Annotated in this window: 26 protein-coding genes; 16 read left to right on the top strand and 10 right to left on the bottom strand. The window is 51.9% G+C overall.

Annotated features, from left to right (window positions below):
- The first annotated feature begins 28 nt into the window (after positions 1-28).
- The 7 genes from Pla22_RS24055 (at position 29) to Pla22_RS24025 (ending at position 6,979) form a co-directional block, all read left to right on the top strand.
- The gene (locus tag Pla22_RS24055; RefSeq protein WP_146517453.1) at positions 29-1,126 is read left to right on the top strand and encodes a baeRF3 domain-containing protein; all 1,098 of its coding nucleotides are present in this window, start codon (positions 29-31) and stop codon (positions 1,124-1,126) included.
- A gap of 156 nt (positions 1,127-1,282) precedes the next feature.
- Complete coding sequence (locus tag Pla22_RS24050; protein WP_146517452.1) at positions 1,283-1,639, top strand: ATP synthase F0 subunit B; 357 nt, start codon at positions 1,283-1,285, stop codon at positions 1,637-1,639.
- 330 nt (positions 1,640-1,969) lie between these two features.
- Positions 1,970-3,178: a mechanosensitive ion channel family protein gene (locus Pla22_RS24045; protein ID WP_146517451.1), complete on the top strand. Its 1,209-nt coding sequence runs from the start codon at positions 1,970-1,972 to the stop codon at positions 3,176-3,178.
- 119 nt (positions 3,179-3,297) lie between these two features.
- On the top strand, positions 3,298-3,477 hold the full coding sequence (locus Pla22_RS24040) for a YqaE/Pmp3 family membrane protein (RefSeq protein WP_146517450.1): 180 nt from the start codon (positions 3,298-3,300) through the stop codon (positions 3,475-3,477).
- A gap of 303 nt (positions 3,478-3,780) precedes the next feature.
- Positions 3,781-5,013, top strand: coding sequence for an AI-2E family transporter (locus Pla22_RS24035; RefSeq protein ID WP_146517449.1), 1,233 nt, complete (start codon positions 3,781-3,783; stop codon positions 5,011-5,013).
- Positions 5,001-5,513 carry a carboxymuconolactone decarboxylase family protein gene (locus Pla22_RS24030; protein WP_146517448.1) on the top strand — a complete coding sequence of 171 codons (513 nt, stop codon included), beginning with the start codon at positions 5,001-5,003 and terminating at the stop codon, positions 5,511-5,513. Before Pla22_RS24035 ends, Pla22_RS24030 begins: the two co-directional genes overlap by 13 nt.
- A 113-nt stretch (positions 5,514-5,626) precedes the next feature.
- On the top strand, positions 5,627-6,979 hold the full coding sequence (locus Pla22_RS24025; RefSeq protein ID WP_146517447.1) for a dihydrolipoyl dehydrogenase family protein: 1,353 nt from the start codon (positions 5,627-5,629) through the stop codon (positions 6,977-6,979).
- A 73-nt stretch (positions 6,980-7,052) separates the two neighbouring features.
- On the opposite strand, the gene Pla22_RS24020 is transcribed toward Pla22_RS24025, so the two are convergent.
- A complete protein-coding gene (locus Pla22_RS24020; RefSeq protein WP_146517446.1) occupies positions 7,053-7,358 on the bottom strand; it encodes a hypothetical protein in 306 nt (101 codons plus the stop codon).
- 358 nt (positions 7,359-7,716) lie between these two features.
- Between Pla22_RS24020 and Pla22_RS24015 the strand changes: the two genes are divergently transcribed.
- Together Pla22_RS24015 and Pla22_RS24010 are read left to right on the top strand one after the other, a co-directional pair.
- Complete coding sequence (locus Pla22_RS24015; protein ID WP_146517445.1) at positions 7,717-8,964, top strand: two-component system sensor histidine kinase NtrB; 1,248 nt, start codon at positions 7,717-7,719, stop codon at positions 8,962-8,964.
- 69 nt (positions 8,965-9,033) lie between these two features.
- Complete coding sequence (locus Pla22_RS24010; RefSeq protein ID WP_146517444.1) at positions 9,034-10,434, top strand: sigma-54-dependent transcriptional regulator; 1,401 nt, start codon at positions 9,034-9,036, stop codon at positions 10,432-10,434.
- 14 nt (positions 10,435-10,448) lie between these two features.
- Here the strand turns inward: Pla22_RS24010 and Pla22_RS24005 are convergent, their stop codons facing one another.
- From Pla22_RS24005 to Pla22_RS23985, 6 genes are all read right to left on the bottom strand, one after another.
- Positions 10,449-10,805 carry a hypothetical protein gene (locus Pla22_RS24005; protein WP_146517443.1) on the bottom strand — a complete coding sequence of 119 codons (357 nt, stop codon included), beginning with the start codon at positions 10,803-10,805 and terminating at the stop codon, positions 10,449-10,451.
- 109 nt (positions 10,806-10,914) lie between these two features.
- On the bottom strand, positions 10,915-11,331 hold the full coding sequence (gene rnk, locus Pla22_RS24000) for a nucleoside diphosphate kinase regulator (RefSeq protein ID WP_146517442.1): 417 nt from the start codon (positions 11,329-11,331) through the stop codon (positions 10,915-10,917).
- 16 nt (positions 11,332-11,347) lie between these two features.
- A complete protein-coding gene (locus tag Pla22_RS23995) occupies positions 11,348-11,779 on the bottom strand; it encodes a hypothetical protein (RefSeq protein ID WP_146517441.1) in 432 nt (143 codons plus the stop codon).
- Between the two features lie 27 nt (positions 11,780-11,806).
- Positions 11,807-12,004, bottom strand: a complete 198-nt coding sequence (locus Pla22_RS23990; protein WP_146517440.1) for a hypothetical protein — start codon at positions 12,002-12,004, stop codon at positions 11,807-11,809.
- A 134-nt stretch (positions 12,005-12,138) separates the two neighbouring features.
- The gene (locus tag Pla22_RS25435) at positions 12,139-12,303 is read right to left on the bottom strand and encodes a hypothetical protein (protein WP_165440816.1); all 165 of its coding nucleotides are present in this window, start codon (positions 12,301-12,303) and stop codon (positions 12,139-12,141) included.
- A gap of 33 nt (positions 12,304-12,336) precedes the next feature.
- Positions 12,337-12,603, bottom strand: coding sequence for a hypothetical protein (locus Pla22_RS23985; protein ID WP_146517439.1), 267 nt, complete (start codon positions 12,601-12,603; stop codon positions 12,337-12,339).
- Positions 12,604-12,630: 27 nt separating this feature from the next.
- Here Pla22_RS23985 and Pla22_RS23980 point away from each other — a divergent pair, with 27 nt between their 5' ends.
- Together Pla22_RS23980 and nhaA are read left to right on the top strand one after the other, a co-directional pair.
- A complete protein-coding gene (locus tag Pla22_RS23980; protein ID WP_207310476.1) occupies positions 12,631-13,647 on the top strand; it encodes an NAD(P)H-dependent flavin oxidoreductase in 1,017 nt (338 codons plus the stop codon).
- A 377-nt stretch (positions 13,648-14,024) separates the two neighbouring features.
- Complete coding sequence (gene nhaA / locus Pla22_RS23975; RefSeq protein WP_242632326.1) at positions 14,025-15,248, top strand: Na+/H+ antiporter NhaA; 1,224 nt, start codon at positions 14,025-14,027, stop codon at positions 15,246-15,248.
- Positions 15,249-15,477: 229 nt separating this feature from the next.
- Here nhaA and Pla22_RS23970 read toward each other — a convergent pair whose 3' ends face one another.
- Complete coding sequence (locus tag Pla22_RS23970; protein ID WP_146517436.1) at positions 15,478-16,509, bottom strand: transporter; 1,032 nt, start codon at positions 16,507-16,509, stop codon at positions 15,478-15,480.
- Positions 16,510-17,184: 675 nt separating this feature from the next.
- Here Pla22_RS23970 and Pla22_RS23965 point away from each other — a divergent pair.
- The gene (locus Pla22_RS23965) at positions 17,185-18,603 is read left to right on the top strand and encodes a sulfatase family protein (protein ID WP_242632305.1); all 1,419 of its coding nucleotides are present in this window, start codon (positions 17,185-17,187) and stop codon (positions 18,601-18,603) included.
- Positions 18,604-18,792: 189 nt separating this feature from the next.
- Positions 18,793-19,785: a hypothetical protein gene (locus tag Pla22_RS23960; RefSeq protein ID WP_146517435.1), complete on the top strand. Its 993-nt coding sequence runs from the start codon at positions 18,793-18,795 to the stop codon at positions 19,783-19,785.
- Between the two features lie 234 nt (positions 19,786-20,019).
- On the opposite strand, the gene Pla22_RS23955 is transcribed toward Pla22_RS23960, so the two are convergent.
- A complete protein-coding gene (locus Pla22_RS23955) occupies positions 20,020-21,390 on the bottom strand; it encodes a Gfo/Idh/MocA family oxidoreductase (protein ID WP_146517434.1) in 1,371 nt (456 codons plus the stop codon).
- 1,070 nt (positions 21,391-22,460) lie between these two features.
- Here Pla22_RS23955 and Pla22_RS23950 point away from each other — a divergent pair.
- The 3 genes from Pla22_RS23950 to Pla22_RS23940 all read left to right on the top strand — a co-directional run bounded on the left by Pla22_RS23950 (position 22,461) and on the right by Pla22_RS23940 (position 25,250).
- Positions 22,461-23,192, top strand: a complete 732-nt coding sequence (locus Pla22_RS23950; RefSeq protein ID WP_146517433.1) for an Ntn hydrolase family protein — start codon at positions 22,461-22,463, stop codon at positions 23,190-23,192.
- A gap of 70 nt (positions 23,193-23,262) precedes the next feature.
- Entirely contained in the window at positions 23,263-24,093 is an 831-nt protein-coding gene (locus Pla22_RS23945) for a transglutaminase-like domain-containing protein (protein ID WP_146517432.1), read from the top strand.
- A gap of 83 nt (positions 24,094-24,176) precedes the next feature.
- Positions 24,177-25,250 (top strand): CNNM domain-containing protein, encoded by a 1,074-nt coding sequence (locus Pla22_RS23940; RefSeq protein WP_146517431.1) that lies wholly within the window; start codon positions 24,177-24,179, stop codon positions 25,248-25,250.
- 68 nt (positions 25,251-25,318) lie between these two features.
- Here Pla22_RS23940 and Pla22_RS23935 read toward each other — a convergent pair whose 3' ends face one another.
- Positions 25,319-25,828, bottom strand: a complete 510-nt coding sequence (locus Pla22_RS23935) for an MgtC/SapB family protein (protein ID WP_146517430.1) — start codon at positions 25,826-25,828, stop codon at positions 25,319-25,321.
- Positions 25,829-25,858: the final 30 nt, after the last annotated feature.

The raw sequence follows: 25,858 nt of genomic DNA, 5'->3' as shown, positions 1-25,858 counted from the left end.
CACGCTTCCTCTTTCAAGCGAGATTCAGATGTCCACAGCTAGCCAAGACTTTTCCCTACGTCCATTGATGCGAGATGAATTGAAGCAACTCGCCGAGATCTCTGGCGATCCCTGTGTCACAATACTCATGCCCACGCATCGTTCAGGACCTGAAACTCAACAGGATATCATTCGATTTAAGAACCTCGTTGGCAAAGCAGGCCAGAAGTTGAAGGACTCTGGGCATGACCGTTCGATTCTTGACCCCATTGAGTCGTTATCAACCAACTCGAGTTTTTGGCAGCATCAAGGAGAAGGTTTGGCGGTGTTGTTGACCAAGGACGATGTCCGTTTTATCGAACTGAAACACCAAGTTGACGAACGTGTGGTCGTTGATGACTCATTTTTCCTGCTGCCGCTTCTCCGATCTGGATCATCAGACGGTGGTTTCTTCGTGCTTACCTTAACGTGGGATGAAGCAAAATTGTTTGCCAGTGATGGTGAAACAATTGAGATGGTGGAGACGGAAGCACTTCCCGCGAAATTTCACGATCTCGTACTGCCTCGTGATCCGGAAGAAAGTTTACAGAACACGAGTCATCGCAGCGTTGGCAACACTGCTGGAACGTCCACTGCGATGTTCCATGGCCACGGTGAGGGCGAAGATAAGATCGAAGCCGACCGAGACCAATATCTGTCGCTGGTAGGTGACCAAGTTGCCGGCGCGATCTACAACACCGGGGCTCCGCTAGTTGTGGTTGCTACGAAGGAGGTATCAGGGCATTTCGAATCGACGACTGGATTGTCAATCGACGCAAAGGTCGAAGGAAGTCCGTCGCACTGGTCTGACGATACGCTCCATCAACGCGTCATCGAGGCGGTAAAGAATCAAATCGGGTCGGACGATGCGAAACTATTTGAGAGACTCGGTGCCGCAATTGCGAACTCCAAAGGGTCACGAGATATGGCGGAAATTCGTGACGCAGGTCAGAAAGGACGCATCGAGTTGTTGATGATTTGCGGGTCGCCTGAAAACTCGAACGATCTCAACACAGTACTGCGAGAAACGCTGCGTCGCGGGGGCGAAGTACGGCGATTCGATGGCAATCAACGTGAAGAGAAGGTCGCTGCCATATTCAGGTTCTGAGTGGCGTTTCTTTTATTGCTATTCGTAAGGGCCGCTGAATCATCTTAGGTTCGCGTGGCGGCCCGTATGTGCACGTTTCGTCACTCGTGTTGTCTCCACATAAACAAGTCGCCAAACCGATCTTTACGCTACATCCAATTCTATAGGTCCAATCTTATGAGACTGCTCAGCATTACGTTGCTGTCTTGTCTAGCCATCGCCGGCTGCCAAGGTGAGCCCACGACGCTTCGTGAAGAGGCTGAACTTGCTCAGGAAAATCTTGACGACGCACGACAGCGAGCGGCAGAGTTGGTTGCTGAATCTGAAGCGGACGCTGTGGAGATCGTTGCTGATGCTAGAGATGCCGCTGAGGAGCGAATCCTAGACGCGAAAAGGGATGCCAATGTCATCGTCGCGGATGCTCAGGAAGAACTGACCGAAAAGTTGGACGAGCTAAGTGAGAAACGAGTGGTTGAGCCTGTTCCCGTCGATGACTCAGATCAGTCGCCCCCACCTGCGACGTCACCTAAATAGATGCGTGACAATTGATGTAGCGAGATCGAGCTAACTCAATCACCTTACCCCTCAAGGGATCAAGGATTTCTCGTCGGCGACCATCACTCGGGCGAATGTTAGCGTCCAACCAGGATGCACCCCGCTCGCGTGTTAAAGTGAGGAACTGGCCTAAGATCCTCCACGTTGGCTGACTGCCGTTCAGTGGATGGGCTAATGGCGGCCTGCGTAGACGCCATCTTTCAGCGGCATGCCATTCGCGATAGACGCGTGTTGACAGAAGTCCAGCATGCTAATGCATAACGGAGTTCTGCCAAGTCACTCCGTCCATCACGACATGTCAGGTCTTTTATGTTCCGACACACCACGCTCATTGGTGCGGTTGTTCTCGCCCTCACGCTTTCCGTCAATGCGCAAGACAACCCGGCGGACAAATCGGAGTCGGAATCTGGGCCGACCAACATGGTGGAGGTCGACGACGTTGCTGCCGACTCTGATATCGCGCAACGTCTTCGCCGAATATTTGAATCTTCGGGCTGGTATTCATCGCTTGATGTTGGTTCCGACAATGGCATCGTGACCTTGTCGGGCGTAGCCGATAACAACGAGCACCGTGAATGGGCCGCTGCTACCGCGAGTCGAACTCAAGACGTTATCGCAGTGATCAACAAGTTAGAGGTTGATGCTACCGTTGACTTAAGTTCGAGCAAAGAAGTCATCGCATTGTCCCTGGACTCGCTATGGCGAGACTTTTTGGTTCGGTCACCGCTGCTGATCGCTGCCATAATTGTCTTGGCATTTACCGCGTTGCTCGCCAAAGTCGTTGGCTGGACTCTTGTCAAAATGCTAGGCAATCGCGGGCTTCGTTCCAGCTTAAAGGACCTGATTTATCAGCTGGCCTCCATCGCAGTATGGATACTTGGGTTGTTAACGGCGGTGGTGGTCGCCTTTCCAGGCATGACGCCATCAAAGGCGTTAACCGTGCTTGGATTAGGGTCGGTCGCGATCGGTTTTGCGTTCAAGGACATCTTCGAAAACTTCTTTGCCGGAATCCTGATTCTATGGGGTTACCCGTTCGACCGCGGGGACTTCATTGCATGTGACGGAATCACCGGGAAGGTGGAACAGATCTCGATTCGTAACACAATGATTCGACGTCTCGATGGTGAGTTGGCGGTCATCCCGAACGCTACTTTGTTCAAAAACAACGTGGATGTCTTGACTGATCAGCCCCAACGACGAGTCCGCATTACCTGCGGTGTGGCCTATGACGTGGACGTTGACGAGGCTCGTGACGTGATTCGTGAAGCCGTTCAAAGTTGCGACTCGGTCCAAGGAGTCCGAACGGTCGAAGTGTTCGCTAAAGAGTTCGCTGATTCGAGTGTTAATTTCGAGGTCGCTTGGTGGACTGGATCGAAGCCTACCGAAGTTCGCCGCAGTCGCGATGTGGTTGTCGCGGCTATCAAGCGAGCACTTGATGATGCGAATATTGAGATTCCATTTCCCTATCGCACGCTCACGTTCAAGGACGCTAGCGTTGCAGAAAAACTGCAACTATGAGCAACATTCAATCCTACGTTTAGTCAAGGCTTTGGTATGCCAATTGCGATGGATGTTGCGATGGGTATCGCCAGGCTTAGGGTCGGCTTCCTCTCCTCTCAAACCACGAGGCACCAACCATGGACTTCATACGACTGTTGATCGCCTTTCTTGTACCACCCGTCTCCGTGTACATGCAGTTTGGACTCAGCAAACACTTTTGGATCAACTGTGTTCTAACGGTCTTAGGATTTGTGCCTGGTGTACTTCATGCCATCTATGTAATGGCCGCTGATCGACCCGGTCTAAAGCGTCTTTGAATATCTACCGTAACAACGACCATACTCGCTAAAGCGTCAAGGATTTCTCATGCTTAAAATATCACCCCGACAGAAAGCGTCGTCTGCAGCCAAAGATTTCCTGGCGTCGGTTTTCAGACAAAGTGATCAACTGGTCGTACGAGGTGCTCGTTTTCTTCTTCTGGCGTTGGAAAATAATGCATGGTGCCAGTCGGGTCATCGAGCAGAGCTTCCTTTATCTGCTTTGGTTATTATTCCGGTGGAATCATCGGCGGAATACAGACGGACTGGGTTGATGAATGCTAGGCGGGGTTCGGTGGTGCAATGACCGATCAGCTTAGTACACAGGCCGATACTCATCCCACGCTCCAAAAATCCGGTGTTGTTTCAGCCCGCATTTGCGCGGTGATGCTTGTGATCTACGCCTTGTACTTTGCTCGTACCTTATTCATACCAGTCGTGATGGCGTTGGTGCTCTATCTGACATTACGTCCCATCGTTCGACGGGCTCGCCGCGTCGGTGTTCCCCCATTCGTGACCGCTGCGGGAATTATTGCCGGAATCGCGTTAATGCTAGGACTTGGAACCTACGTGGTGCTTGAGCCAGCAAAGCAGACAATCGCGAATGCCCCGCAGCATCTGGCGATCGTGAAAGACAAGCTGTCGTTTGTCACGGAACGGCTGAAAGATGTTGACGAGGCAACCGAAACTCTGGCTGAAGCAGAAGGAGAAACCGCACAGGAACCGGGTGAGGAAGAACCAGTGCCAGTCGAAATTAAGCAACCGGGTTGGACGAGTGGTTGGACCTATCTAAGCGGTACTGGGAACTTCGTTTCGTTTCTAACCGTGTGCATCGTATTGCTCTACTTTCTTCTTGCAACCGGCGACAACCTTCTCAGGAGCGTGATGCATGCTCTGCCTGACTTCACGGCTCGGCGAAAGCTTGTGGAGGTGATCCAGAACGTGCAAGAAGGTTTGGGAAACTATCTCGCACGGATCGCTACCATCAACGTTTGCCTTGGTGTTTGTGTGGGCATTACAATGTGGCTGTTAGGGATGCCTTCGCCAATCCTTTGGGGAGTAATGGCGTTCGCCTTTAACTTCATTCCGTTTCTCGGAGCCATCACGGGTGCTGCAATTGTGTTTGTTGTGGCGCTCGTCAACTTTGAACATGTCTATTACGCGTTCTTGGTCACAACAGCGTTTCTTGCTTTGACATCGCTTGAAGGTCAGTTCATTACGCCGGCTATCCTTGGACGGACGATGAGTATGAGCCCTGTGATTGTATTCCTATCAATCGTTCTTTGGGGTTGGATGTGGGGCATCATGGGAGTCTTCTTGTCGGTGCCAATATTGATCGCCACACGAATGGCTTGCGAAGGTTATGACGGACTTCAGCCGCTGGCCTACATCCTCGGCGCGGAAGTGCCTGAGCCAACCCCTGACAACGAGGAACCAACCACTGACGCGACTGACGATGAGACTTCGGCGGGAAAGAACCAAACTGTACCTTCGCCTCATTTCGCTACTAAGGAAAGTTCACCATGTCATACGTAGATCCGCTTCAACTCGATGAAGCTCCCGAAGACTCAAAACCGTTGCTCAAGTCCATCGAAAAGAAGTTCGGCCAGTCACTCAATTTATTCAGCACCTTGGCTCATCAACCGGATGTACTTGGCGGTGTAACTCAGATCAACGATGGGTTGCAAAACGACCTGCCTGCAAAGTTTAGAGAGCTCGCCTACTACAAAGCGTCTCAACTGAATTCGTGTGACTATTGCTCGCACTATCACCGTCAAGCTGCTTTGAAAGCCGGCTTATCGGAAGAACAGTTGGACTCGATGAACGCGGACGCGCTCGACCTGTTCGATGAACAAGAACGGGCTGTCCTGCAGTACGCTGATCAATTAACTCAGACTGCAAATGTCGATTCGAACGTCGTGGAAAAAGTCAAAACGTTTCTCGATGATCGACAACTCGTCACACTCGCGGCGGCGGTAGCGCTTGCGAACTTCACCAATCGCGTGAATCACGGTTTAGCGATCGAGCTGCCCTAAGGCAAGGTTTCTATGCTAGTCGTCATCGCTTGAACCCCTGAAGCATCATTGCATTTCTATTCGTCGAGAGAACTCGATCAACGTCATTTAGCGAAAGCTACTAGAAGTCCATCATGGCTGTACAACATTTCGATGTAGTAGTCCTAGGTACGGGGCCATCCGGCGGAACGGTTGCCAAAAAAAGTGCCAAGGCTGGACATCGCGTGGCTATCGTTGAAGCACGTGAGTTTGGTGGCACGTGCGCATTGCGAGGTTGCAATCCCAAAAAGGTATTTACAAATGCCGGATCACTCGTCAATGGAGTCCGAAGCGCGAGTGGGAAGTTGATCGCGGAAGCGAACGTTGAAATTGACTGGTCATTGCTGCAGTCATTCAAGCGTACCTTTACCGAACCTGTCGTCAAAGAAAGCGAAGCTTCATTTCGTGAAGCGGGTATAGCGACGTTTCATGGCGCAGCAAAGTTCACAGGATCTACCCATTTAGAGGTGGGTCAAGAAAAGCTGACTGCAGATCGCATCCTAATTGCAACTGGAGCGATGCCGGCACCGCTGGAATTTTCAGGTAGCGAACATGCCATTCTTAGCGACGAATTTTTGGATCTGTCCGAGCTTCCGGGCGAACTGCTCTTCATTGGAGGAGGATACGTGTCCATGGAGTTCGCGCACGTTGTCGCTCGCACCGGCCGCCGAGTCATCGTGGTGGAACGCGGTAAATCTGTTCTTTCCGGTTTCGACCCCGACCTCGTCGCTATGCTTGTGGAGTACTCCAAATCGCAAGGTCTTGAATTTCACACAGATTGTGAAGTGAACCAGATCGATAAGCTTTCCGACGGGGCGTTTCGTGTTTCTTTAGACAATGGCGATGTTATGGACGTGGGGCTTGTTGTTCACGGTGCTGGTCGGGTGCCAAACATTTCAAGTCTGAATCTAGGGCGCGCCGATATTGATCATGACCGGGACGGGATCAAGGTAGACAAGTACATGCGCAGCACGTCTAACCCGAATGTGTTTGCTACTGGCGATTGCGCCGCCAGCGACATGCCGCGGTTGACTCCGGTGGCCAACGAAGAAGCTCGCATCGTATCGAAGAATCTGCAATCAGGTAATCTGCAAGCGATTCCCGATTACGGCCCGGTTGCCAAGGTTGCCTTTACCACACCTTCGATTGCATCCGTTGGGTTGTCGGAAGAACAAGCCGAGAAAAGCTCGGCCGATGTCAATGTACGCTTTGACGATACATCGACCTGGGGATCCGTCCGCAAACTGGGGACGATGGTCGCGGGGTACAAAGTGATCATCGACAAAGAAAGTGATCTCATTGTCGGAGCACATTTACTTGGGCCTGCGTCGCAGGAGACGATCAACCTGTTTGCACTGGCAATGAAACACGGACTTACCGCAACGGATATGAAATCAACATTGTTCGCTTTCCCTACATTCGCGTCGGATGTTCGGCGAATGTTGTAGGCTGAGCTATTGACCAAAACTGGTCCGTCCGGCAAACGACACGCTGCATTGTCGGCGGCACGTTGTCCATCTATCACTTACCAAGATCAGGATGGCTTTCGGGACCAAACTGATACATGAACGCGTCAGGGTTCAGCCAGAGAATAGCGGACACCACCAACAACGGAATGACGGACAACAAAAAGAGCGGAATTAGAATCCGAAGAAGGTAGCGTTCTTCGTCTCGATTTGAGTTACCGTTGTCTTGCTTTGCAGTTTGATTAGCAAAACGAGAACTGGAAGCAAGCACATGATCTCGACGCGGCGGCTGATTTTCGTGAGCCTTCGTATCTCGATCGAGTGAATCGCAGTAGGGTGGAACGATCAGCAACGAAATCATCGGGTGCTCCTTTGCATTGAGCGGATCGCGAAAGGAAACGTGTTCAATTTCGTTGTGTACTGCTTAACGCGTTTGCCATCTCGCTTCGACTGAACCACAAGCGGTGCAACCATTGGGCCGGAATGGTATCAACTCCATTCAAATGCAATAATACGGAGGATTTCCGGCGATTTTGATCATTCTCGCGGTACATCGCGTTGCTTCGCGTCAACCAGGGTTTCCGCTGCGTAAACGGGCGTTGTCGTTCGCTGCAAGGCATATTGAATGCGTAGAACCTTGGCAAAGTTTCCGCCCATGGACGATCGAAAGTACGTGGATCGGCTTATGGCCAGTGCCGCTGTGCCAATAGAATGAAAGGATGAAACAGACCCAATCCACCGACTGTGCGAACCCTTTGAACAATTCCGAGCCGATGCCAAAGCAGGAGTCCATGAAATCCGAAGAGATCGACCCCGAGTACTTTCGTGCGATCGCGGAGTGTACTTACGACTGGGAAAGCTGGCACGGAAGCAACGGCAAACTACTTTGGGTGAACTCGGCGGTCGAACGGTTCACTGGCTACACAGCAGAAGAGTGCTTGAAGATGGAAGATTACCCGTACCGGGTGATAGATGAATCGGACCATGCACGGATGGCTGAGTATGTGGAGCAAATGGCTAGCGGCAGCTCCGGGAACAATATCGAGTTTAAAGTATTGCATCGCGATGGATCACATCGATGGGTCGCGGTTTCCTGGCGTCCGATGACGGACGCGAACGGCCGTTCGCTAGGTTATCGGACTAGCGTTCGCGACATCGCCGATCGTCGCGCATTACGTGAGCAATTGCGATTGCACAATGAACACTTGGAACAGTTGGTTCAGGAACGAACGGCACGTGTCGCCGAATTAGAGAAGCATCGGTCAAAGATGCAACAGCTTGCGGCGCTCGGTGAATTGGCGGCCGGTGTCGCCCACGAAATCAATAATCCCTTGGCTGGAATTCGCAACGCATTGCTGTTGATTAGGCGTCACCTGCCTGCTGAAGTACGGCATTTCGAAAAATTCGAACTCATCGATCGTGAAATTGATCGTATCAGTGGAATCACTCACCAGATGTACCAGCTCTATCGGCCCAGCCAGCAGACTGCGACGCGATTTTCGATTTGTCAAACGATTGAAGAGGTCATCGCCCTTTCCCAACCTCTATCTCGCAAAACGGGGGTAAAAGTGATAACGGCGTTTGAGAAGTTAAAAGCGGACCAGGATTTGAGCGGAAGCGAAGTAGTATTGAGAGAGGGCGAGTTAAAGCAAGTTTTGTTGAACTTGATTCACAATGCGATGCAGGCGTCCAAGCCAGGGCAACTGGTGAGCGTCGCAATCGAGACAAGAAAGAATCATGTCCTCGTCGACGTTTCTGACGAAGGGCACGGGATTGCCGCCGAACATTTAGACCAGATTTTCGATCCCTTCTTTAGCACCAAGACTGAAACAGTGGGTCAGGGCATGGGGTTAGGGCTGTCTGTATCACGCAGCATCATCGAGGCGATGAGCGGATCGGTGAAGGTGACAAGTGAAGTTGGAAAAGGCACCCGGTTCACAGTGACACTGCCGAGACGATTAGCGTGAGCTATGGATTGTCGTCTCTAAATAGACCCTCGTAGGATGTCATCGAAACCTTCAGGCATAGATCGAACAATGAACAAGCTATCCGACAACGCTCGTCCTCATCGCATTCTCATTGCAGATGACGAGCCTCTGTATCGAAACACAACTGCTGAACTACTTCGCGATGAGGGGTTTGATTGCGTTTGTGTTGAGGATGCTTCCGATGCCGTTGAAGTGCTTCGCGGCCACTCGTTCGATCTGATTCTTACCGACTTGAACATGCCCGGGAACTTGAAGCTCGAACTGTTAAAGGAAGGCCGTACGAAGTATTCGCACATTCCGATGATCGTGGTCACCGGGGTTCCGTCCATCCCCAGTGCGATCGAAAGCGTTCGGCTTGGAATTGCTGACTACTTGCTTAAGCCCGTCAAGTTTGACGAACTACTCACGGCGATCGAGCGCGCCATCGAAAGACCTGTGGCGGCATCTACAGAGGCTACGACGGCGGCCAAGCCTAGCCAATCTCAGAATCGGTTTCCCGAGATCATTGGGCAAAGTGATCCCATGCTTCGGTTGATGGACATTGTCGATCGGGTAGCCGCAAGCAACACCAACGTTCTGCTCACCGGAGAAAGCGGTACCGGAAAGGAAGTGATTGCCAAGGTCATTCATGACAATGGGCCAAGATCTAATAATGCATTTCAGGTTATCGATTGCACCGCGATTCCTGAATCACTATTTGAGTCTGTGCTGTTTGGGCATGTGAAGGGATCCTTTACCGGTGCGGCGAGTGATCAACAAGGTCTGCTGCGTTATTGTGATCACGGCACCGCTTTCCTAGACGAATTGGGTGAATTGCCAGCTACGTCCCAAGCAAAGCTATTGCGTGCGGTCCAGGAGCAAACTTTCACACCGTTGGGGGACAGCAAAGCCGTCAAGGTAGACACTCGCTTCATTTGCGCAACGAATCGCGACCTGCAGGCGGAAGTAGATGCCGGACGCTTTCGCCAGGACTTGTTTTACCGCTTGGCGGTGATTCACATCGAGCTCGCACCGCTGCGCGAACGAGGTGACGACGTGTTGTTATTGGCGAATCACTTTCTTCAACGACTGCGTCCCAAGGACTCGCCCGTCATTGGATTTTCAGAGGAAACCTTGGATTGCTTTCGGCGATACCACTGGCCCGGAAACATTCGTGAGCTGCGAAATGTAATCGAGCGAACGCTTACGCTGGCACGCGGAGCCGAGATCGAAGTGGGAGATTTGCCTTCGCAACTGCGTAATTATGACCGTCGATCACATGCTGAGTTGGACATTTCAGAGATCTCTAGAGACGAGGCACTCGACAGCGCCGATCGAACCTATCTCACGGCGCTATTGAAGAAACATGGCGGCGTCATCGCGAGCGCTGCACGTCAAGCCGGACTGTCGCGTCAGGGGCTAAACAAATTACTGAAACGCCACGATATCAATGCCAGCGACTTTCGCTAAGCGTTCATCAACGCTCAATCAACTTGAGGAGCATGTTGATTGTGATGTGAGCGGCGACGCATTCGCAGCGATTGTGGACGCTTCGTTTTCGAAACGACTATCCGCCGTGCGCGACGTGCCGCCTCGCTGACCGCAGCCAGAACTTTTTCGTGTCGCGCCGATGTGGTGACAACGCCGACGCCTGGCATCAACACGTTAACGCGACAATGCTTGTCGACGCCGCCGCGAGGTCCATTCTCGTCATCTATGAGAACCGATACCTGAGCAATCTTTTCAGTGAATCTAGCAAGCGTGCTCCTTAGCATTCGTTCCGCGGAATCACGAGCTTGCGAACTGAGTTGGTTCATCGACGTTGTGACTGAAATCTTCATCAAACACTCTCCAAAAAAGAGGTGGGACCAAACCAGAAACGGATACTTACTATTCTACGTCTTAATGACAATGTTGGCGTTGTTTTTCGTGACCAATGATTCGGGAATTCTAGGCGGGAATCCCTTCTCGTTCAGGCTGATAGACAATTCGTTCAACTCGCCAACGACCTTCACCGTTGGGAATCTTCCAACGAATCGTGTCCCCAACGCGATAGCCGAGAATCGCGATTCCCAAGGGAGCCAAGATCGACAATCTTCCGTCAGCGATGTTTGCTTCATCTGGATACACCAGCGTGAACGTCTCCGTTTCTTTGCTTTTCATGTCTTTGATGACAACCGTCGAATTCATCGTGACAACATCAGCAGGAACTTCCCCTCGACCCACTACGTTGGCTTGTTCTAGTTCCTGCCTCAAATCATTCAGGTAAGGTTTGTCCAAGAAAGCAGCAGCAAGCGAACTGACGAAAAGTCGTTCGAGACGCTCACGATCTTCGCTCGTAACAGTAATCGTCTTCTTTTTTGTCATGGGAGTGACCTACGCCTCAATTGGTTTGATGAATTTGACTGATAGAATTGTTAAACGAACGGAATGCCGCCACAGTCGTGTCGCGAAGGTTCAACTTCACCAATCGAACAACGCAAAGCGATGTATCGCGGTCAACGCGTTGTCGAACGCATACGTCGAGCAACTGGTCTTGAACGCGAAGCAAGAGGGCGGTGTCAGGGAAACGATGGTGTCGCGAGCCGAGCGTCTTGGCCGTGTGTATTGCGAACTGTGCGGCATAGTAAGTTCGAGCATCGCCGCGAACGAAAATCTCGTTCGCATTGAAGTCGATCGAGATGTTTCGAATCAAATGATGAGTGCCGCGAGTGAACGCGACGCGATAGTCGTTGATCCACTGCTTTTGTAGGTCGCATCTGTAGTAGTGCATCGCTTCCATCCATGCATTCGCCGATCGATCAATGTCACGCACTCATCGAGCATCCGTGATCGAACCTGATTAAGTCGACCATCGCAGCAAGATTGCGATTACAAATAGCAACGCCAAGACAATTTGCCCGAAGAGAATCTCGCGAGATGAATATTCATTCTTGTCTTGCGAAGCTCCGGTGCCGGTGGGCGCATCCGCAGTGGTCTCGTGCAGTTTGTCGATAGACACGCTCGCATCGGCGGCGTAATCGGGATTTCGCATTAGCATGTTAATGGCTCCTTTGGACGACTTTGGTTTGTACCCCTGCGGTGCATAACGAAGAGATGCAACAAGTGTGCCGCGGGCCTGGAATTCATGCTCAGACGCGTAGAGTGGGTTGTTTTGGTGCTAGGAGTTGAGGATTACCCTAAGAAGTGACAACTCAAGGTGCGATACGGTAACCCCGGTTGTCGCCATCGAGGATCTAGGTCGTGATCCGTTTCGACGGTATGATCGTCATAGGCAACGACATTCTTAGTGATCACAACTAAGTGATCACGACTAAGTGACCACGATGTAGTGATCACGATGTAGTGTTGCAAGAGTAGAACTGTTTCGGCTTAGAACCGATCCGAGCTGTCGTCTTTAGTTGCGTTGAAATTTCGCTTAGCGCTTCCATCAAGGCTACGTTTGCCGTTCTCACTGACAGCGATCACTTGTCGCAGGTGGCGTAGAACGACGGTGGGATCTAAGTCCTTGTGAATACATAGATACGAAAGCGACTTTCCTCCGCAACTGGTATCAAGTTCCAATTCGAGAAAAATGCGAGACGTTTCAGGGTGTTCGATGATCCAATCAGGAATGCTGGTGTCTAAGTCGCAATTCATCCCTTCATGTTAGCTGAGTGAATGATCGTGGCGAAGTTCTCTGATCTCTTTACACCGCTCTGCGAACGGTTGGGGTGCCGTTTCCCGATTCTTCAAGCGGGGATGGGTGGCGTGGCGCGAGCCGAGTTGGCAGCAGCAGTTTCGCAGGCGGGTGCCTTTGGCTGCTTAGGGATGGTGCGAGAGTCACCCGAGAAGATTCGACAACAAGTTCACCAGGTTCGCTCCCTGACAGACCAGCCGTTTGCCGTGAATCTGATTCCGGCAGCAACCCAGAGTGAACTTTTCGATGCAGAACTCGACGAGTGCATACGGCTTCAAGTGCCAAATTTGGTGTTCTTTTGGGATGTGGTGCCCGGCGCGGTTCGACGAGCCAAGGATGCGGGATGCTGTGTCATCCATCAAGTCGGAAGCGTCGAGCAAGCGGTCCTTGCCGAAGCCAGTGGCGCGGACGTGATTGTCGCACAGGGAGTCGAAGCAGGCGGGCACGTGCATGGCGTCGTATCGTCTCTGGTGTTAGTGCCTGAGATAGTGGACGCTGTTTCAGTACCAGTGGTTGGTTCGGGAGGTTTTGCAAGTGGTCGTAGCTTGGTCGCCGCGCTTGCTTTAGGTGCACAAGGCATCCACTGTGGAACCGCCTTTCTTGCCACCGTGGAATCCTTTGCTCACGACATCCACAAGCGTAGAGTTTTGGACGCAAACGCCGGCGATACCATTCATACGGATGCATTCACCATTAACTGGCCGCCTCATTCACCCGTAAGGGTTTTGAAGAGCGAGGCGACGCAAGGAATTGAGTCTGAGCCCTTTGGGCATGGCGAAAGGATTGAGCCGCGTGAACAGATTGCGGAAGAGGAAGGTCGTCCCGTGTATTTCAGAAGCACCGACTCACCGCTAAAGTCCATGACCGGCGAACTCCACAAGTTGGCCATGTATGCCGGTCAGGTGACCGGACAGGTGAAAGACGTCGCGACCGCGAGTGACGTGGTGGATAGAATTGTCAGTGAAGCAGTCGCGACGATTCACCAGCTTTCCGAATGCAAATGAGGGTCAACGAGAGTTGCTTAATTTCCAATTCGAAGAATGAAACGGCAGCGTGGCGTTCCTCATTTCCGTCTCGCTCGTCTTCTTGCGGATCGGCTCAATAGCGTCACCTGTGGTAGACACCGTCAACGCAGGTTTCCTTTCTTGGTTGCGAATCTGCAGCAATTTGAAAATGAACGGTATCGGCACCAGATTTGCAATGTGGATGTTTGACATGGTTGAGCCACGGAACACCAAGCCAATGAATAATGCAAACAATCAACGAATCTACTTCACCTGATACCCAAGATGACGTTGATTTTCCGCTGCCCGAGCAGCCCGTTGATCGCATTCTTCGCCCCTTAGCGCGGTTCCTGCATATCGAAGCAGCCAGCGGTTTGGTGTTGGTTGCGTGCACGCTTGTGGCTTTGTTCGCTGCGAACTCTTCTCACGCAGCTAGCTATCTCGCATTTTGGCACACTGACATTACGCTTGGATTTGGAAGCTTTGTCTTTCATCATTCATTGCATCACGTCATCAACGATGGATTGATGGCTATCTTCTTTTTCGTTATCGGATTAGAAGTGAAACGCGAACTGGCTCATGGGTCGCTTTCAAGTTGGAAGCTAGCTTCGCTGCCGATCGCAGCGGCAATCGGTGGCATGGTCGTACCGGCGGCAATCTATTTGACGTTGCAGTATGGCCAACCTGGAATGCGTGGCTGGGGCATCCCAATGGCGACCGATATCGCATTCGTAATCGGATGCTTGGCGCTATTGGGGCCACGCGTCCCCCATTCCCTGCGAGTGTTGCTCTTGTCACTGGCGATTGTTGACGACATCGGGGCAATTCTAGTCATCGCGATCGGGTACACCAGTTCGCTCGACTATGGGTACTTACTCTTAGCAGTTCTGTGCATCGTGACCGTACAGGTGCTATCCCGAATTGGTGTTCGGAGTTTTCCGCCGTATGTGATTGTTGGCGCGGTCGCTTGGCTGATGCTGCATGAGTCCGGGATTCACGCGACATTGATCGGTGTCATTCTTGGTCTGCAGACACCTGCTCGTGCAGTTTTGTTGCCTGAACGATTTCGCGAGTATCTCAATCGAAAGAAGGAGGACTTCGAGGACAAGCGATGGGCGTTGCATCGCCATCGCATTGGTGCAGTCCATGAAGTTCAACGGCTTACACGCGAACTGGTGTCACCGCTTGAATACCTCGAAATTACACTCCATCCTTGGACGGCTTTTGTCATCATGCCGTTGTTCGCTCTGGCCAATGCGGGAGTAGTGATCGAGCTGTCGAATTTGGGTGATTCCGTTGCGATTGCGGTCGTACTAGGCCTTGTGATTGGCAAACCGCTGGGAATCTTGTTGTTCAGTTGGATAGTGGTGCGACTGGGTTGGGCGAAACTTCCGGATTCCATCGGCTGGCCAATTCTTGTGGGCGGCAGTTGCCTCGCGGGGATTGGATTCACGATGGCGTTGTTCATTGATGGGCTTGCCTTCGGTGCAGATGGTCTTGATACGGCGAAAACCGGAGTCTTAGTAGGTTCCGCTGCCAGCGGTCTGCTTGGCATGGGGTTGCTGATTTGGACGCTGCCGCGAGTGCAAGTGAGCGAATGAGACTCGTGTGAATGAGCCTCAAGTGAATGAGGCTCAGGCAGATCGTTTAGCGGCCTCGATATGCTTATGCCAAGAGACGGCAATTACATGGCGTGAATGAATGCCCATGAATGGCTAGCCATAGCGTCGAATGAACAACGCTAGGCGCTACCATCCTGTGATCGAGCCATGATCGTGCTTGCTTGGGCGAGCACGATCGTGAGACAATGTACGTAATGACTCGATTTGTCTAAAAGCTCTTTGACCAACTTGCTGCAATGGACCAATCCGTTTCAAGCTGAATGCCGTCAAGGTCCTGATACAAAGTCGGCACAAATTCGACGTTAAGCAGATGTCCACTGACTAGTGCTGCGATGCCCAATCCAAGATTCAGTGAGTATCCACCCCGAAAGCTCTCGACGTTCGTGCTAATGAGTGCATCAGTCGATTGTGGGTCTTCGCCGTCATAGTTGGTAAGCCAGAGATTTTCTAGTCGAACGCTTGTGGAGAGATTGTGTGTGATCAGATGGCTGTACCAAGCATTCAGTCGAAATTCGTCGCCAATGGAATAGTCGCGATAGTTGCGACCGACCGGCAAGTTCGTTTGAAACTGGGTGCCAAACGAGCCAAACTGATAGTAGTGCTTCCAGGTGATTCCAGGACGAGCATTGAATGTTCCCGAGCCCAAACGCATCGGGTACGGCAACGGCTGTTCAACAGCACCACCGGTTGGTTCAGACGTGGTTCTAAAGATGTCACCAGTGGGTAGTGATGCACCGAGATTAAAGATCACGTCATCGTCAACGTCCGTGTAGAGTCGAAGTAGCGCACCGATCGTTAAGTCTCCAAACCCACTATTGTGCGTTGTAAACGATGTGCCAGGACCCGCCGGATTCATTGGACCGCGTATGTGATCCATGGTAATGCTAGGCATCATGATCATCGTGTACAAAGTGATGTCTTCGGTTATTCCTCGCATGAGATGAAGCATGTGCATTTCATGTGTCATCGCGGTGGGTGACGCACCTCGGTTGGTAACCGGATCGCTGGACGCACCGAATGCGACCGATTCGGCGTCACTTAGACGATGCGAACCAGCACGATTCCCGTCCATGTACATGTTCATGTACTTGTATTCAACCATCCATTCACCGGGATCATGGATGTGGTCGCCCATCAGCGCGGCCGGAGCATGTTTGTCAGCGCGCGAACGCATATGGTCGTCGGCTTGGCTGGCGACATTAAGCGCCAGCACTATCAGCGCAGCTAGTCTAATTGGCATCCGTAACTTCATTCTAAAATCCATTCTGTAAAATGATGACCGATAGCCGCTCCTCACTTTTTGGCTATCGACGTGATTGAGCGATCATGGCGATAAAACAGCTTGACGGTGGAGTAGGTATTTCTGATATGCACGCAGCATCTGATTTTTTGGCCTGGCTTGCCAATCGCTCTCTCTAATCGCCGAATTCCTTTCAATCGGCAAACTCTATGTAAAAGTCGAATCTTGATGATCTAGCTCTTGCTCCGTTCATGCGAACATAGCCGCATCGAAGATCAGGTCGTTGGTGTAATTTTTTGAAGCTCGCGAGTATCGAATTCTGAGTATTCCGGAAAAGGAGGCCACGACCATCGTGCTGGCGTGCGTATTGCACGGAAGCCACACAAGACGTCCGTCCTGGGATGAGCATGATTATTCAACGCACGGACGTGTCAAACGTAGGATCGAAACGCAATCATCAGGACGGGGCAACGTCACGCGATGACGGCTGAAATGGAGAAAGGTTGTGCCATGCCGGTGCTCAAACGGCGTCACGTGTCATTGCGGTTCGTTTAGAATGGCGTCCTTCAATTGAATCACACCGAATTGGAATCGATCTTCCCCAGTGATGTCATGTTGTAGATTGATCCACCAATAGGCGATGCGAGCCTCCACCAAGTCCACAAAATGATCTTCATGCCTAACTTTATTAAAACCATGAATGCCGGTCGCAAGTTTTCCGCGTTGGTTGCTCTCGTGCTCGTCGGGATTTCGCTATCAAACCTCAAAGACTCCAATGCGGAAGAGTCTCCCCACGCCAACGACGAAGCAATGAACGTTTTGCTCTTGTACGCTGACGATTGGCGACATGACACGTTAGGAGTTGCCGGAAACCCCGTTGTGAAAACACCGACTTTGGATGCGCTTGCCCATCAAGGTGTTCGGTTCACTCATAACTGTGTCACAACATCGATTTGCGGGATCAGTCGGGCGAGTTTGTTCACGGGGCAATGGATGTCACGACACGGAAATCGCTCATTCAAACCATGGCAAACTCCCTGGGAGGAATCGTTTCCGGGTCTGTTACGACAAAATGGCTATTACGTAGGCCATGTTGGCAAGTGGCACAACGGTTCGATTCCAGCGAACGAGTTCGATTTTAGCCGGTCGTATTATGGTAGGCATTGGATCAACCAACCCGATGGGACCAAAATCCATGTGACCCGCAAGAATGAAGTTGATGCGATGGACTTCTTGCGTGAACGACCTCGTGACAAACCGTTCTGTCTGACTGTTGCATTCTTCGCTACTCATGCCGAGGATTCCAGTCCGCTTCAGTTTCTGCCTCAGCCCGAAAGCATGCAACTCTACGAAGACATCACGATTCCGGTTGCAGAAAATGCAACCCAAGCATCTTTTGAACGGCTACCTGATTTTGTCGGGAACGAGAAGAATGAAGGTCGCAATCGCTGGCACTGGCGATTCGATACGCCGGAGAAGTATCAATCGATGATGAAGAACTACTATCGCTTGGCAACGGAAGTCGACACGACTTGTGGAAACATTCTTGCCGAGCTCAAGAAGCAGGGATTGGATCAAAATACATTAGTGATTTTCACCACCGATAACGGCTACTACCATGCTGAACACGGACTCGCGGACAAATGGTACCCGCATCAAGAAAGCATTCGAGTGCCGCTGATCGTTCGCGACCCGCGCATGTCAAAGAATACCGCTGGGCAAACCAACGATGAATTCACGTTGAATGTGGATCTTGCCCCCACCATTTTGGCAGCCACCGGTATCGACGCTCCCGAGAACATGCAAGGGCAAGACCTGAGCCCACTGTACTTGTTGAAGGACAAACCGGAGTGGCGGACGGAGTTTTTCTACGAACATCCGATGCTGAACAGTACGGATTTTATTCCCGCATCCGAAGCCCTGGTGCGAAAGAACTGGAAGTACTTTTACTGGCCTGAATTTGATCGCGAGCAACTCTTTGATCTGAGTGCCGATCCCATGGAAGAGAATGATCTTGCTGCGAACGCCCAATATCAAACCAAGTTAGCTGAGATGCGTGGACGATTTGCTGAATTGAAAGCTGCCGCAAAGTAGTTGAGTTAGGCATCACACGTCGAACCTTAGAAGCTTCATCCGTGTCGAACCCGTGAGTTCGCGACTAGGAATTCGGTTTAGTAGGTCGCGTTGGGCGGTCGACGTCCTCTCGTATCGTTCTAATAATTTGATCGTACTGTGCGATCTCACTTTGCATACTGTCACACCCTGGAATTCCGACGGAACGACATGACTTGGTTTGAAGACATTACTGGGATCAAGGAAATTTCCCCGCAACAGGTTCAAAGTGAACTGTCGGTTGATGGTGATCGTATCGTTTGCCCCAATGGAAACCGCATTGCGTATGGTCGTTTGGAAACGCCAAAACTTGACGAACTTCGGTCCCGAGTCGCTGAGTCAAACTGGGTGCCTGGCCGTACGACATTTTGTGAAGTCATTGGCGATGTTCGGCACTTGCATCGCAACGCTGAAAACGCGGGTGCGTTGTTTCAAGTCGCGTCGCAATTCAACTTGCTTGAGATGAGCAGTCCTTCAGTGACGCCCGAGCAGGGTGTAGGAATTTACGAGAACGATCATACTCAGGGGCCCGCTTGCGCGATTGCGTGCGGCGCCGGCACGATCTACCGGAACTACTTTGCACGCGTTGGCGATACGATCGGGCAAACCGCGGAACGACAGATTGATTGTTCCGCGGACTTGGGTGAGCGTTTGGCCAATACAAACGATCAACTCTGGTCGATGAAGAACGGCTATCTCTTTCCCACGGACATGGGGCTCGAGCAAATCACTGATCGATTGTCTTCGGCCAGTGAAACAGAACTAGAGGCATTGCGAGGTGAACTGCGAATTGGTTTGCAGTGGAATGCCGAGGTCACGCTCGCCGGCGCGGGGCATCACGTGTCGCAAATCTACTGTTCGGGCCTGCCCGTCGCTTACGGAAAGCAACCCACAGAAAACTGGACCCATTTCGCCAAATTGGTGCTCGATGCAACGTATGAAGCTACGATCTGCAGCGCCGTTTTGAACGCGTCACAAAGTGGTGTGAACAAGGTCTTCTTGACCCTGGTCGGTGGTGGCGTCTTTGGCAATCGCGACGAATGGATTATCGCGGCGATCGAGCGGGCAATCGAAAAATATCACGATCATAATCTCGACATTGCCCTGGTTTCTTACGGCAAATCGAAGCCTTTAATCGCAGACTTGGTGGCTCGACACAAGTGATGCTTGTGGACCCCTGTGGCGGGTGTAACTCGCTGCCGGACGCGTGATCCTTTCCTGCGATGGTGTCAGACGTTCGAACAAGTGACGAACAAACGCGTCCTGGCACTCACGTCATCGCTCGGCGAATGGGATCGCCGATGTCAACGAAAGCAGGGCCATAAGGCCCTGCTGTAAATTCTAGCACGTTGACATTGCAACGTGCATGTAGGTTGGCTTCAAACGATCGAAGGACGATTACATGTTGATTTCGTAACCGTCACGACTTTCACGCGAAAGGAACGCGTTGGCTTCGTCGTCGCCAATGATCTCGCGCTTGGTGGGATCCCACTTCAGTTCACGACCGAGCCGAATTGCGATATTGGCAAGGTGGCAAGTTTCAAGCATACGGTTGTGAGTCCACACATCGGAAATCGGCTGCTTTCGCGAAGCCATTGCATCGATGAAGTTTTCCGTGTGGTTCTGGCTAACTGGACCGCCGTAGACTTCTTCCACGGCGCCTTCGGGCAACGGATTGTTTTCCAAGTCCTCAACCGGTTTGCCGGCTAGCTTGCCGCGATTGACAAAGAAGCGGCCCTTCGTTCCTTCAAAGAGGATTCCATTGTCGCCTTCGCTGGTGATGATCATCGGAATGTCACCGGGCATGTTGGCTCGGATTTCAAACTTGGTCGGCGAATTGTACTGATCGCTGACGGTCGGATAGCCATCTTTGTAGTCCACGGGCAGCGAGTAGCTCACGGGCGTGATCGTGTTAGGACCTGTGTCGGTAGCACCCAACGCCCAGGTTGCGATGTCAACGTGGTGAGCACCCCAGTCGTTCATTTGTCCGCCAGAGTACTCGTACCAGTTCCGCCAAGCGTAGTGACAGTTGGTGTAAAGTGGCACGCCGCCGCCGTAGCCTTCACGCATTTCTGGCAAGGCTCGATAAGGAACCTTAGGTGCAGGGCCGAGCCACATGTCCCAATCAAGTCCTTCCGGGACATCGATGGCCGGGATGACCGGCGATCCCGTGGCTCCGTTAATGCCACAAGTAACCTTGCGGATGTCTCCGATCCTGCCGTCGCGAATCAACGCGATCGCTTTCAAGAATCGGTGCTCGCATTCGGTTCGCTGCATCGTTCCTACTTGGAAGACGCGTCCGGTTTGTTTCACCACCTTTTCGATCAATTTGCCTTCGTCAATCGTTAACGTCAACGGTTTTTCGCAGTAGACGTCCTTGCCGGCCAACATCGCTTCGACCGAAATTTTCGTGTGCCAGTGATCGGGTGCCGCAATCATGACGGCATCGATATCATCGCGATCGAGGACTTCACGATAGTCTTTGTACCCGTCAGCCTTCTTGCCGGTCTTTTCTTCCAGCTTCTTAAGGTTCTCTTCAAGAACGGTCGCGTCTACGTCCGCGAAGGCGGCGAAGTCAGCAAACTGGGTCGACTTGTTTGTGATCGTCCAGCCCTGATTGCGTAGACCGATCGTTGCGAAGACAGGACGCTCATTCGGCGAATCTTGCCCGCGAGTGATGGCACTCGTGCCCATGAAAACGCCAGCCGCTGTCGCCGCACTCGTCGTCTGAAGGAAATCGCGTCGGCTGAATGTACGTTTAGAAGTCATATAAATCCTCTCGGGGAAAGTCGGGGAACGTGTAAGGAGGTTTTGATTGAAGGAGAAACGCTGATGCTAGTCGGTCTAGCTATCACGATGATGAAATTATTAACTCAACAGATCGTCAACTCAACAAGTCGTTGCCTCAACAGGCTTCGCGTCACAGCAATGATTATCTTGGCAAGCTGATCTGCTGGGAAGCTTCATGTTGATACGTTGGAAACCGCGCTAGCTCGTCGACACAAAATTGTATCCACGCGTGAATCGCGTCTGTCGCATAGTTGGTTTTACCCGTTGGATATTTAGGTTCGCCAAGCTCGCTGAAACTGTCGGACTGTTCTTCATCTGCATCTGCGATTCGTCGTCGACTACAGACTCTTGTCGACCGAGAATGGGGACGACTAGGCCGGGCTAAGCAAACTTTCGGGCTGACTAGTATTATATCAGATGAACTATCAACGCGACGTTTGGCTGAGCTCGACATTGCAATTCTTGTTCTGCCCCTAATTTTGCCCCCCGATTTTGCCTCCCTAAGTGGCTCCGTCGTGGCCATGGTGGCTAGTTGAATCGCTCAAAAAGCATGCGAAGTGAGCATTGATTAGCAGCAAGGGTTCTGCTTCCAAACCTGCAATCGGGGGTCCTTATCGACACCAACGAAAGGTCCCCGCCCTAGTTTTTGGCTTCGTCACGATCCCATGTTGGCGGCACGCTAACGGATCGTCAACCGAATCTCGGTGATGTGGACAACCACATAACGGCCGCAATCCAGAGGACGGAACAGGCCCAGAAGAGGGCTCAGCCAACGGACGCGTCAACATCGGACAATGGAGTGAACTAACGACTGAGAGTTCACGCAGGACGGTCTGATGCTAAGAAATTTGCTTGCCCCGTAGTTTGGCCCGGTATGTGCTTCGTTAGAACCTTGTGCTTCGTCCAAGCCTTGTGCTTCGTTCAAACCTTTTATTGGTGCCTATTTTTTCGACACTCATCAAACCGATCGACGACATTCGATTGGGATGAAGCGGTGCCAAATTCATGCTTGCTGCAGTCAAGCAATTCTCAAATTGTAGAGTTCAACTATGACGTTCTGTGTCGGGATTAAGGTCAACGAAGGAATTGTGGCGCTTGCCGACACACGCATTGTGCGTGGCAGCGAACAGGTGAACAAAAAGAAGCTGGCAGAATTTCAACACGCCGGTCAAGCGTTGTTCACGATGACAAGTGGCTTGCGATCGGTTCGCGACAAAACTCTGACCTATGTTGATGAGACCCTCCGTGGCGAGGATGTCGTTCGCGATCGTCTTTACCAATTCGCTAACCTTTTCGGCGACCAATTGCGACGTGTGAAGGAAGAGGACGGGCCCTCGCTCGCTGCGACGAACCATACCTTCAACATGCACGCAATCATTGGTGGAAGACTAACGGCGGATGAAAGTCCTCAACTGTTCTACGTCTATCCCGAGGGCAACTGGGTCGAGGTCGCAGTGGATTCGCCCTACTTTGTCATTGGCCGTACGTATTACGGCAAACCCATCCTCGACCGTTTGCTTACCAGCCAGACACCACTCTTGGAAGCCATCGCTTTGGCTCTCTTAGCCTTTGACGCCACGTGTACCAGTGTGACCGATGTGGACTATCCGATTGATTTGGCGGTGCTTGGGAACAACGACATGTCTCCGCGTTTTCAACGATTCTCGGAAGCCGATCTAGCCGGAACCATATCCCATTGGACAAGAGCACTTGCGGATTCGGTGCATGCATTGCCAATGGATTGGGCACTACCGCTTCTAAATAACAACAGCACTTACTAACCACGGCATGCGCGAGCAACTGCATTGTTTCATGTGCAGGGAACGCTCACGCGAAGTCAAAGGACTACCCATGACCAAGATAGAGATCGGCAGTAAGCTCGTTTATCAAGTGAACGCGCCAACGGTGTTCTTACTAAAGATTGCTGCGGCAACAACGTCACGGCAGTCCATCAGCGATGAAAGCCTTCGCGTCGAGCCGGATGTCGATGTCGAGCAGTGCCAGATTGGGATGGAAGGAAATCGGCTTCATCGAATCATTGTCGAGCCATGTGAGCTAACCATCGCCTATGAAGCGATTGCTAAGTTAACCCCCGAGGTGGACCGTCCTCGAGACGTTGGCGAGTCGAAAGCGGCTCAGATGCCGCCCGAAGTGTTGACGTACATGAATCCGAGTCGCTACTGCGAAAGCGACATGCTGGCCCGATTTGCATTCGAAGAGTTTGGCGAACTCAGACCTGGTTTCGACCGTGTTCAGGCTATCTGTGACTGGGTGTACGAGCATCTCGACTACACTCCGGGGAGCACCGTCGTTACGACCACCGCGTCGGACGTGTTGCTGCAGCGGACGGGCGTTTGCCGCGACTATGCTCACCTTGCGATAAGCCTATGTCGAGGCATTGGAATCCCCTCGCGATATGTTTCGGGGTACGCCGTTGACTTACAACCACCCGACTATCACGGATTCATGGAGGCGTTCTTGGATGGTCAGTGGTACTTGTTCGATCCAACACGATTAGCGTCCACGCTTGGTTTGGTGCGCATTGGCGTCGGTCGAGATGCGGCTGATGTCGCGTTCTCAACGCTCACGGGGAGTGCAACTTTGTCCGACAAGAAGGTTTGGGCGAAGCTATCCGACGGTGGGCAGGCATCGCAGAAAAATCCAGCAGTTTCGACGGCATGATGGAATTCAACGATCCGGCTACAATGGCGGTCTGAACGCCGAATCGACGTGTCTACGGTGCCGTGTCTCGAAGGAAATTTGTTGTGGACCTTGCCCTACTTATTGTTTATTTGCTGATCGCGATCGGCTTCTCGTTTCTTTGTTCCATTGCGGAGGCAGTGCTTCTGTCGATCACGCCCAGCTTCATTGCCGAGCGCAGACAAGACCCATCCAAGTCCGCGCAGCGTATCATTGAACTGAAAACCAACATCGACCGACCACTCTCTGCAATTCTTAGCCTCAATACGATCGCTCATACTGTCGGTGCGGCGGGAGTGGGCGCGCAGGCGGCAAAAGTCTACGGCGATTCCTATGTCGGACTTACAAGTGCAGTATTGACGCTCCTGATCTTGGTTCTTAGTGAGATCATTCCTAAGACCATCGGAGCGTTGCACTGGCGAAAACTTGCCGGAACGGTCTCGCTGTTCGTTCTGGGTTTGATCTGGCTGATGTTCCCATTGGTTTGGCTATCAGAATTCTTGACCAAAATGATCTCAGGAAACGAGAAACAAAAACTTGTCACTCGTGCTGAGATCTCAGCAATCGCGGAACTCGGCAGCAAGGAGGGTCTGCTGAAGGTGCGCGAATCAAAAATTTTGCGAAACTTGTTGCAACTCGATTCGATCACCGTAGCCGACGTCATGACGCCTCGCATCGTGGTGATTGCACTTCAAGAGGCAAAGACGATTCGTGAAGTAGCGGAAGAAATTAAAACGATTCCGGTATCAAGAATACCGCTGTACGCCGACCGCCGCGATCATGTGACGGGGTTCGTGCTAAAGATTGATTTGCTTAGTGCGATTGCGGCCGGTGAGTTTGATCGTCCGCTTACCGACTTCGTCAGAGAACTGGAAACCGTCAAAGAAGACACTTCGATAGCTGAGACCTTTGATCAGCTTCTCGACAACCGGGCACACATCGCTCTCGTCGTTGATGATTATGGCGGGATGGAAGGTGTCGTAACACTGGAAGACGTCGTGGAAACTCTGTTGGGTATGGAAATTGTCGACGAACAGGATGAGGCGGTGGATATGCAAACGGTTGCTCGTGAACGATGGTCGCATCGGGCTGCACGGCAGGGCCTGAAGGTGCCCACTGCTGAAAACCCGGAAGAATGATGAACAGCAACAAGTTGCGATGAAGTTCTACCAAGGGCAATCCGTTGATTGCATAACCGTCACCTAAGTTATGGACTGTGCGAATCGTCGGTACCCACTTTTCGCTCGCTGCGACGGCGATGATGAAATTTCGAAATGCGAGTTTCTAAGAAGCCAATCGAAACCAGCGCGATGATCGCAAAAAGTGTGACTGATACCGCTAGGGCGACTCGACCGACCGCGGCGGAGACGCCGATCCCGGCGGTCAGGTAAATGGTTGCGGCGGTGGTTAATCCTTCCACACTTTCATCTTTCTGGTGCATGATCGTTCCCGCACCTAGAAAGCTTATCCCGACAACGATCGCTTGTAGAATTCGAATCGGGTCGACGCTTAGCAAAGAATTGATTTCTTTCTCTTGAAATTGATCGACGATCTCTTGGCCCAAAATCATCATCAATGCCGACCCCGCGCACACAAAGATGTGTGTGCGCACGCCCGCTGGTTTACCGGCAATCTCTCGTTCGATGCCCAGTGCCCCGCCGCAGGCGGCAGCAATTGCCATCGTTACCAGGCTGTCTATGTCACTCGGTTGAAACATGGGGCGTCCTTGATCCGCTGGGATATGGCC

Origin of the sequence: Rubripirellula amarantea, from assembly GCF_007859865.1 — a bacterium.
Taxonomy (GTDB): Bacteria; Planctomycetota; Planctomycetia; order Pirellulales; family Pirellulaceae; genus Rubripirellula; species Rubripirellula amarantea.
The sequence above is the reverse complement of the archived record's forward strand: the minus strand, read 5'-3'. Positions and strand labels throughout refer to the sequence as shown.